We start from the raw sequence: 8,808 nt of genomic DNA, 5'->3' as shown, positions 1-8,808 counted from the left end.
CTGCCGAGCAGCCCTTTTTTTAGGTTCATCGCGGCTTTCCGGGGAAAGCCGCTTTTATCTTCAAGAAGAAGTAGTCTGTATCTCGATAACCATACCCCATTCGCTTAATTAGCTTTATCTTGTTGTTTATCCCTTCAAGTGTGCAGGTATTTAACGGATAACTAGCCGATGCGATAATCCCGTGAAGATAAGGACTGAGTTTTCGTGCGAACTCTTTTAATGGCTTAATTCCACTCTCTTGCACTTGTTCCCACCACGCGTCCCAGAGCCCCTTAGCGTGCCTTTCTGATTCACAATACCAAAGCTCTTTGAGTTGTGCTCCGAGTATATAAGTGGTCATTAAGTCCTTATTGATATTCAATATTTCAGTAAGATAGCTATCTTGCTGTGTATTTAAGTTGCCCCTGTTTTTCAGCAGCACCCAGCGTGAACGCTTCACCCATTGCCTCGCTTTTTTATCTTGCTTGAGTTTGTTGGCTTGGTCGACTCTAACTCTATCCATCACCTCACGGCCGAACTTAGCGACAACATGGAATAAGTCGTAAACGATTTTTGCGTTCGGGCAGTACGCTTGAACTTCAAGATCGAAAGCCGTGTTCATGTCCATCGCAACGGCTTCGATATTTATCCCATGCTTACCTAGCTGCTCGAAGAACGGCCGTATGTCTTTGCGGCTCCGACCTAATCCTATCCAAATGACTTGGTGAGTTTTAGCGTCAGCGATGACCGTGGCATAACGATGTCCTTTGAAGATGGCGAACTCGTCCATAACGAGTTGCCTTAGAGCTTCCCATTTTACTGGCGGTACAGCTTGTCTAAGTCGGAGTTTATCTATCTCTTTAATGGTGTGCCAATGAACGCTCGTTAACTGGGATATATGCTTAATAGGGAGAAGAGGTAATAGTTGTTCTATATAGCTTTTTAGGCGCTTTGTTATACGAGCATAAGGCTCTAACCAAGATAGAGATTCTGTTTTTATGCCGCAGTCGCGACACTTAATCCTTCGTGTTTGAACGGAAAGTTCAACAGGAACACCGAGTAGCATGGCCTCCTTTACATGACGCCATTGATACTCATGGATAGCTTCGGCCTCAAGACCACAAAGGCATTTAGCCGCAGAGTTAGGTTTAAGAGTAAGAGTAATAAGTGATGCTGTCTGGTGAGACTTTACTATTTGAAAGCCTTCCCAGAATGAAGATAGGAAAGTATGATTCGGCATGGAAACGGTAGTTTGTGTATGATTTTTGTTTGGCGACTAAACCATATCACTTACTACCGTTTTTGTTTTAAGTTCCCGCTAATCCGCGATGAACCTTTTTTTATTGTATCGATCTCTACAAGATGAATAGGAAAATGCTCTACGCTACTTCATCCATTGCCGCAGGGCTTTGTGGCTTAGTGGCCAATTCTTGTGGAGCAAAATCATCGACGTTAATGACGTAGAGACGTTGCTCTTCAGCTTTGATCAATAACTGGGCTTCTTCTTCTGTTATCGCTTTCAATTCTAAGCCTTGTTCAGCAATCATATCCAGCTTTAAGAACGCTCGACGTTTACCGATCGCTTGGCATACCTTATCAAAGATTGGCTCGGCTTCTAAGATGATATGTAACGCCTGCTCAATGCGGCCTGCAGGGTTAAATTCACTGGCCGTTAAATACTGATTGCGACCTAAACGTGAGCGAGTGGCACTTGGTGTTTGAATAATCTGCGCGACTTGGCTATCCAATTTGTCACTAGGCATACGGCGAACTTTACCGAGTGGCATTACAACCCATTTCAAGAGCTTAGCGATTACTCGATTAGGAAAATTAGCCAGTAGGCCATCGATGGCTTGTTCGGCTTGATACAAGCTATCTTGCATACCCCAATACAACAGCGGTAAATCTTCTTTGTTTCGTCCTTCCAAGTCGTAACGTTTTAATGTTGCTGATGCTAAGTAAAGTTGACTTAGTACATCGCCAAGGCGAGCTGAAAGGCGTTCTTTACGTTTTAATGAGCCACCAAGTACCGCCATTGAGATATCCGATAATAGCGCCATATTGGCGCTGTAACGATTGAGCTGTTGATAATAGCGCTGAGTTTCATCTTTGTATGGAGCAGAAGAGAAATAACCATCCGTTATACCTAGCCATAAGCTACGGACAAAATTACTGGCGCTAAAGCTAACATGCCCAGCTAGCGCAGCATCAAACTGATTGACCGCATCATGATGGTCTGAGTAAGCGGCCTCCATCTCTGTGAGTACATAAGGGTGACAGCGAATGGCTCCTTGGCCAAAGATGATCATTGAGCGGGTGAGAATGTTCGCCCCTTCAACGGTAATGGCGATAGGCGCACCTTGATAGCTACGAGCAAGGAAGTTGGAAGGGCCTAAACAGATCCCTTTACCGCCAACAATGTCCATTGCGTCGATGATGCTGCGCTGGCCTCGATGGGTACAATGGTATTTAACAATAGCCGAGATCACCGACGGTTTTTCACCTAAGTCGATACCGGCGACAGTGAGGGCACTGGCCGCGTCCATCACATAAGCATTACCGGCAAGGCGTGCAAGAGGTTCTTCGACACCTTCCATATGACCAATGGGTTGTTTAAATTGGCGGCGAATACGCGCATAAGCCCCTGTTGCTAATGCGGCAGTCTTAATGCCACCAGTTGAGTTAGAAGGCAGCGTAATACCACGGCCAACCGATAGGCATTCAACTAACATGCGCCAGCCTTGACCAGCCATTTTTTGCCCACCAATGATGTAATCAATTGGTACAAATAGTTCATTCGCACGGGTAGGGCCATTTTGGAATGGGACATTGAGTGGAGAGTGACGGTTGCCAATCTCTACTCCGGCTAAATGGGTTGGGATCAGAGCGCAGGTAATGCCAAGATCTTGGCTTTCTCCTAGGAGTCCATCAGGATCGCGCAATTTAAACGCGAGACCGAGAACGGTCGCCACAGGTGCGAGCGTAATATAGCGTTTGTTCCATGTTAAACGCATACCGAGCACTTTTTCACCTTGCCACTGACCGTAACAAACCACACCGTAATCGGGGATTGCACCAGCATCCGAGCCTGCTTCAGGACTGGTTAGAGCAAAACAAGGGATCTCTTTGCCTTGTGCAAGACGAGGCAGGTAGTATTCTTTTTGCTCAAGAGTGCCATAGTGTTGCAGTAATTCACCAGGGCCAAGTGAATTAGGCACTCCTACGGTAGAAGAGAGCACACTGGAAACCCCAGTCAGTTTCTGTAGCACAAGTGATTGAGCGTAGGCTGAAAACTCTAACCCGCCATATTCTTTTTTGATGATCATGGCGAAGAATTTATGTTCTTTGAGGTATTGCCATACCTGTGGAGGCAGATCTGCCAGTTCATGGGTGACGTGATAATCACTCACCATCGCACATACCTCTTCTACGGGACCATCCAAGAATGCTTGCTCTTCTGCACTGAGTTTTGGCGGCGCAATATTATGCAGTTTCTGCCAGTCAGGTTTGCCTTTAAATAGTTCCGCTTCCCACCATACTGTCCCCGCATCTAATGCTTCTTTTTCGGTTTGTGACATCGCAGGTAGCACTTGGCGAAATAGTCTCAAGGCTTTTTGGCTGATAAGTTTTTGGCGCATTCTAGGTACGGTCAGAATGACCACCGCAGTGAAATAGAGCATCCAACTGATTGAGCCAATATAACCTGAGATTGAAAGTAACAGCATCGTTGTAGTCAACACGGTTAGTGAGAGTAACAGCGATGTACGATGGTAAAGGCAAGCACCAAGTACAACAGCAAAGCTAAGGGTGGAGAGCAAGATATCCATATTGTGTGTTCCTTTTCAGACGCTTTATGTTTATCCCTATCCAGCGTGAGATGGCAGCGAATAGAGATAATTGTCTGGATTAATTTAGTGGTCTAACCAGTTAAATTGTAATAGAGATATTAATAAAATGTAAAACACGAGATTGTTCAAAAAGTGATCCGTGTAGAGTAAAGATTCTATAAATGTGCGCTGATGTCGGTTTTGTGAGCACGAAAGGTCAAGATTCGATGAAATCTTTGTGGCTGACTCTCGACAGTGCGAATGGTTCAAGTAAACTCTGAAGAGTCTGAGGCTGTGATAACAGCGCTCTAATACTGATTAAAAGAGAATGCTTATGTACCAGGATTTGATTAAAAGTGAGCTGACTGAAGCAGCTGAAGTGCTGAACAAGTTCCTAAGTGATGATCATAATATTGCTCAAATTGAAGCCGCAGCAAAACTGATTGCGGATTCATTTAAACAAGGTGGCAAAGTGCTATCTTGTGGTAACGGTGGCTCTCACTGTGATGCGATGCACTTTGCTGAAGAGTTGACGGGTCGTTACCGTGAAAATCGCCCAGGTTATCCAGGTATTGCGATTTCTGATCCTAGCCATCTGTCTTGCGTGAGTAACGATTTTGGTTACGATTTTGTTTTCTCTCGTTATCTTGAAGCGGTCGGTTCAAAAGGCGATGTATTGTTTGGTCTGTCCACATCAGGCAATTCAGTCAACATTTTGAATGCAATTGAAGCGGCGAAAAACAAAGGCATGAAAACCATCGCTTTGACAGGTAAAGATGGCGGTAAAATGGCCGGTTGTGCCGATATTGAAATTCGCGTGCCGCATTTTGGTTATGCTGATCGTATTCAAGAAATTCATATCAAGATCATTCATATTGTGATTCAGTTGATCGAAAAGGAAATGGAAAAGTAATTCCCATTCCGATGCACGGTTTATCCCAATACCAACAATATGTTAGTTTGGTATTGGGTGTTTAATTAGGGAGTGAGTTAAACCATGTGTGAATTGCTCGGAATGAGCGCAAATGTACCCACTGACATTTGCTTTAGTTTTACCGGTCTGATGCAGCGTGGTGGTAATACTGGTCCACATCGCGACGGCTGGGGGATCACCTTTTATGAAGGCAAAGGCTTTCGTACTTTCAAAGACCCTAACCCTAGTTGCCAGTCAAAGATTGCCGAGTTAGTGCAAAACTATCCGATAAAAAGTCGTGCGGTGATCAGCCATATTCGTCAAGCGAATCGTGGTGGTGTCAATCTGGAAAATACCCACCCATTTACCCGTGAACTCTGGGGCCGTTATTGGACATTTGCTCACAATGGCCAGTTAACCGATTACCAAGATTTATCATTGGGTCGCTTTCGTCCGGTAGGGCAAACCGACAGCGAACTCGCCTTTTGCTGGCTAGTGACTCAGCTTGAACTGCGTTACCCTGAGCCACCACAAGATATGATGGGCATGTTTCGCTTTGTTGCCCAGTGCTGCGACACACTAAAAGAAAAAGGCGTGTTTAATATGCTGCTTTCTGATGGTGAATACGTTATGACTTACTGCACCAATCACCTCTATTGGATTACGCGACGAGCGCCATTTGGCAAAGCGACCTTGATTGATGAAGATGTCACCATCAACTTCCAAGAAGAGACGACGCCTAACGATGTCGTATCGGTAATCGCTACGCAGCCATTGACCGATAACGAAGCTTGGCACCGTATGAAGCCTGGTGAATTCGGTCTGTTCCACTTTGGTGAGTTGATTGATGGCAACGCAAGTTCGCTGGTGGATGTGCCGTTTGCGGCCAAGAAAGTCGCCAGTCAAGCGCCGACAGAGCCTTTGGATTCTTTTGAGAATTGAGAACGCTGCGCTTCGAGAGTAGAGGACGGACTTCGTCCTTGAGAGCGCTTCGCTTCGAGAGTAGAGAATAGATCCTCAACTCGCTCGTACCTCGCTCTTGAGGATGACAGCACAAGCTCGGAACTTCGATAACGTCATTCTCGATAGCGACGAAGGAGCGTAGTCGGGAATCTAGTTTGACGAGAGTAGACGTCGCTTTTGAGAACGCTTTGCTCGAGAATCGAGAATAGATCCCCAACTCGCTCGTGCCTCACTCTTGAGGATGACAGCACAAGCTCGGAACTTCGATAACGTCATTCCCGATAGCGACGAAGGAGCGCAGTCGGGAATCTAGTTCTATGAGAGTAGAGAATAGATCCCCAACTCGTTCGTGCTTCACTCTTGAGGATGGCGGTACGAGCTCGGAACTTCGATAACGTTATTCTCGATAGCGACGAAGGAGCGAAGTCGGGAATCTATCCCAGAATGAACCACTGCCGCCTCTCGAATCTGGGAGCGAAGCGTTCCATAGAGCGAAGCTCGTTCTCTATTCTACAGTAAAAAAAAGGCCGATGTTTCCATCGGCCTTTTGCAGTTCTTAGGGTTAAATTACGCAAATTGCGCTTTAACGTGCTCAACAATGTCAGCCATTGCTACTGCGGTTTTCTCACCTGAACGACGGTTCTTGTATTCAAAGTTACCTTCATCCATGCTGCGATCGCCAATCACGATAGTGTGAGGGATGCCGATCAGCTCCATATCTGAGAACATCACGCCTGGGCGCTCTTTACGGTCATCAAATAGAACTTCGACGCCCATTGCCGTGAACTCTGCGTATAGTTTCTCTGCCGCTTCTTTAACGCGCTCAGATTTGTGCATGTTCATTGGTACGATAGCCACTTGGAACGGTGCTAGAGCATCTGGCCAGATGATGCCGTATTTATCGTTGTTTTGCTCGATAGCAGAAGCAACAACACGTGAAACACCAATACCGTAACAACCCATCTCTAGGATTGAATTTTTACCGTTTGAATCAAGAACACTACAGTTCATTGCTTCAGAGTAAACATTACCAAGTTGGAAAATGTGACCTACTTCGATACCACGCTTAAGCATTAGCGTGCCTTGACCACATGGGCTTAGGTCGCCTTCAACCACGTTACGTAGATCAGCAATTTGACCTAGTTCTACGTCACGACCCCAGTTAATACCGAAGTAGTGTTTGCCATCGATGTTTGCGCCAGCACCGAAATCGCTCATTACCGCTACAGAGCGGTCAACGATGAATGGTAGCTCTAGACCAACAGGGCCTAGTGAACCAGCGCCAGCACCAATAAGGTCACGCATTTCATCTTCTGTTGCCATTTCAAGAGGAGCGGCAACTTCAGCTAGGTTTTCAGCTTTGATTTCGTTTAGTTCGTGATCACCACGGATGATAAGCGCAACGATTGGTGCATCGATTTCATCTGAAGCTTTAACGAAAAGCGTCTTAACGGTTTTCTCAATCGCTAGACCGTGTTGCTCAACCAATTCCGCGATGGTTTTCGCGTTTGGAGTATCAACCAGAGTCATCTCTTGAGTTGGCGCTGCACATTCACCAGTCGGTGCCAGTGCTTCCGCTTTTTCGATGTTTGCTGCGTAATCTGATTCTGTAGAGAATGCGATCAAATCTTCGCCGCTTTCTGCTAGAACGTGGAATTCTTGTGAACCGTTACCACCGATAGCACCTGAGTCTGCCAATACTGGACGGTACTCAAGACCCATACGATCGAATGCTTTACAGTAAGCGTTGTGCATCGCTTGGTAAGATTTCTCTAGACCCGCTTTATCGATGTCGAAGCTGTACGCATCCATCATGCAGAATTCACGTGCACGCATTACGCCGAAACGTGGACGACGTTCATCACGGAATTTAGTCTGGATTTGGTATAGGTTTAGTGGAAGTTGCTTGTAAGAGCTCACTTCGTTACGGACCAATGCAGTGATAACTTCTTCTGCTGTCGGGCTAAGAACAAACGGACGAACGTGGCGGTCAGTAAAGCGAAGAAGTTCAGGGCCCATCTTTTCAGAACGGCCTGTCTCTTCCCAAAGTTCAAACGGCTGAACAACGGGCATCAAGGTTTCGATTGCACCTGCATTGTCGATCTCTTGACGAACGATGTTTTCGACTTTACGCAATACACGTAGACCAGTTGGCAGCCAGGTATAAAGACCTGAAGCTAGACGACGGATCATACCTGCACGTAGCATGAGCTGGTGGCTCACTACTTCTGCGTCGTTTGGAGTCTCCTTAAGAGTAGAAAGAAGATAATTACTGGTACGCATTCAATTTATCCGTTTAGTAAAGTTAGATACTCAGCCGGAATGGTCTGGAGTATGACGATCCCACAAAGGGAATTTGTTAGCCGCCTATAATATCAGCCAAACGGCTTTGTCAAAAGTGTTCAATCACGGTAACCGACACTAAGTTATCGTTTACGGTGAATTTAACGTTCAAATTGAACAAATTTACCGCGTACTCTTTATGGTCCGGCTTACCTTTTTTATAGGCAGGGCGAGGATCTTGCGCCAAGACTTGCTCGATGACTTGGCGGATATGCTGACCATTCGCCAAGCGGGAGAGACTCTCGGTTGCTTGTGGTAAAAAGCACACAATCGCCTTTTCTGGCTCTTTTTCTGCGTAACCACCACTAGCATCAATAATAGCATCGGAGTAGGGAATATAAGGTTTGATATCGATGATAGGGGTGTTGTCGACCAGATCAACGCTACCAAGATCTAAATAAAATTGATCACCCTCTTGGCTAATGCCTTTCAGCTCTACTGCTGACATGCCAATACCATTGGGGCGAAATGTTGCTCGTGAAGCCAATACACCAACACGTTCATTGCCACCCAAACGCGGTGGTCGTACGGTTGGTTTCCAACCTGCCGCTAAGTTTTGATCAAACAAGAAGAGTAGCCAAAGATGACTGAACTGCTCAATGCCGCGGATGGCTTCAGCGCAATTTACTTCGCCTTGCAGTTTCACTCGAGCGCTTGCAGCAGGCACTAGGCGTGGCTGCCTAGGAACGGCAAACTTTTCTTTATAGGGGCTCTGGATATAACCAATCGGCTCGATGTTGTACACGTCATCATCTCTTCGTTAATTTTCTGCACAAGATAGCA

6 protein-coding genes are annotated in these 8,808 nt (G+C 46.0%); 2 read left to right on the top strand and 4 right to left on the bottom strand.

Annotation, left to right across the window (positions count from 1 at the left end; genetic code table 11):
- Positions 1-25: 25 nt before the first annotated feature.
- Positions 26-1,219: an ISL3 family transposase gene (locus tag RH86_RS17675; RefSeq protein WP_083239580.1), complete on the bottom strand. Its 1,194-nt coding sequence runs from the start codon at positions 1,217-1,219 to the stop codon at positions 26-28.
- 139 nt (positions 1,220-1,358) lie between these two features.
- A complete protein-coding gene (fadE, locus tag RH86_RS17670; RefSeq protein ID WP_009387661.1) occupies positions 1,359-3,806 on the bottom strand; it encodes an acyl-CoA dehydrogenase FadE in 2,448 nt (815 codons plus the stop codon).
- 334 nt (positions 3,807-4,140) lie between these two features.
- On the opposite strand from fadE, the gene lpcA reads away from it, so the two are divergent.
- Positions 4,141-4,719 (top strand): D-sedoheptulose 7-phosphate isomerase, encoded by a 579-nt coding sequence (gene lpcA / locus RH86_RS17665; protein ID WP_005593343.1) that lies wholly within the window; start codon positions 4,141-4,143, stop codon positions 4,717-4,719.
- Between the two features lie 84 nt (positions 4,720-4,803).
- Positions 4,804-5,661 carry a class II glutamine amidotransferase gene (locus RH86_RS17660; RefSeq protein ID WP_005593342.1) on the top strand — a complete coding sequence of 286 codons (858 nt, stop codon included), beginning with the start codon at positions 4,804-4,806 and terminating at the stop codon, positions 5,659-5,661.
- 588 nt (positions 5,662-6,249) lie between these two features.
- On the opposite strand, the gene RH86_RS17655 is transcribed toward RH86_RS17660, so the two are convergent.
- Both RH86_RS17655 and tsaA read right to left on the bottom strand, forming a co-directional pair.
- Positions 6,250-7,965: a proline--tRNA ligase gene (locus RH86_RS17655; protein ID WP_009387657.1), complete on the bottom strand. Its 1,716-nt coding sequence runs from the start codon at positions 7,963-7,965 to the stop codon at positions 6,250-6,252.
- Positions 7,966-8,074: 109 nt separating this feature from the next.
- Complete coding sequence (gene tsaA / locus RH86_RS17650; RefSeq protein ID WP_009387655.1) at positions 8,075-8,770, bottom strand: tRNA (N6-threonylcarbamoyladenosine(37)-N6)-methyltransferase TrmO; 696 nt, start codon at positions 8,768-8,770, stop codon at positions 8,075-8,077.
- Between the last annotated feature and the right edge of the window lie 38 nt (positions 8,771-8,808).

The organism is Vibrio sp. N418 (assembly GCF_000222565.1).
GTDB classification, from domain to species: Bacteria; Pseudomonadota; Gammaproteobacteria; order Enterobacterales; family Vibrionaceae; genus Vibrio; species Vibrio scophthalmi.
Note: the sequence above shows the minus strand (reverse complement) of the source record. Positions and strands in the feature narration are given on the sequence as shown.

Coding starts and splice junctions, on each gene's coding strand:
- lpcA (WP_005593343.1), top strand. CDS start 4,141: ATGTACCAGGATTTGATTAAAAGTGAGCTGACTGAAGCAGCTGAAGTG.
- fadE (WP_009387661.1), bottom strand. CDS start 3,806: ATGGATATCTTGCTCTCCACCCTTAGCTTTGCTGTTGTACTTGGTGCT.
- RH86_RS17660 (WP_005593342.1), top strand. CDS start 4,804: ATGTGTGAATTGCTCGGAATGAGCGCAAATGTACCCACTGACATTTGC.
- RH86_RS17655 (WP_009387657.1), bottom strand. CDS start 7,965: ATGCGTACCAGTAATTATCTTCTTTCTACTCTTAAGGAGACTCCAAAC.
- RH86_RS17675 (WP_083239580.1), bottom strand. CDS start 1,219: ATGCCGAATCATACTTTCCTATCTTCATTCTGGGAAGGCTTTCAAATA.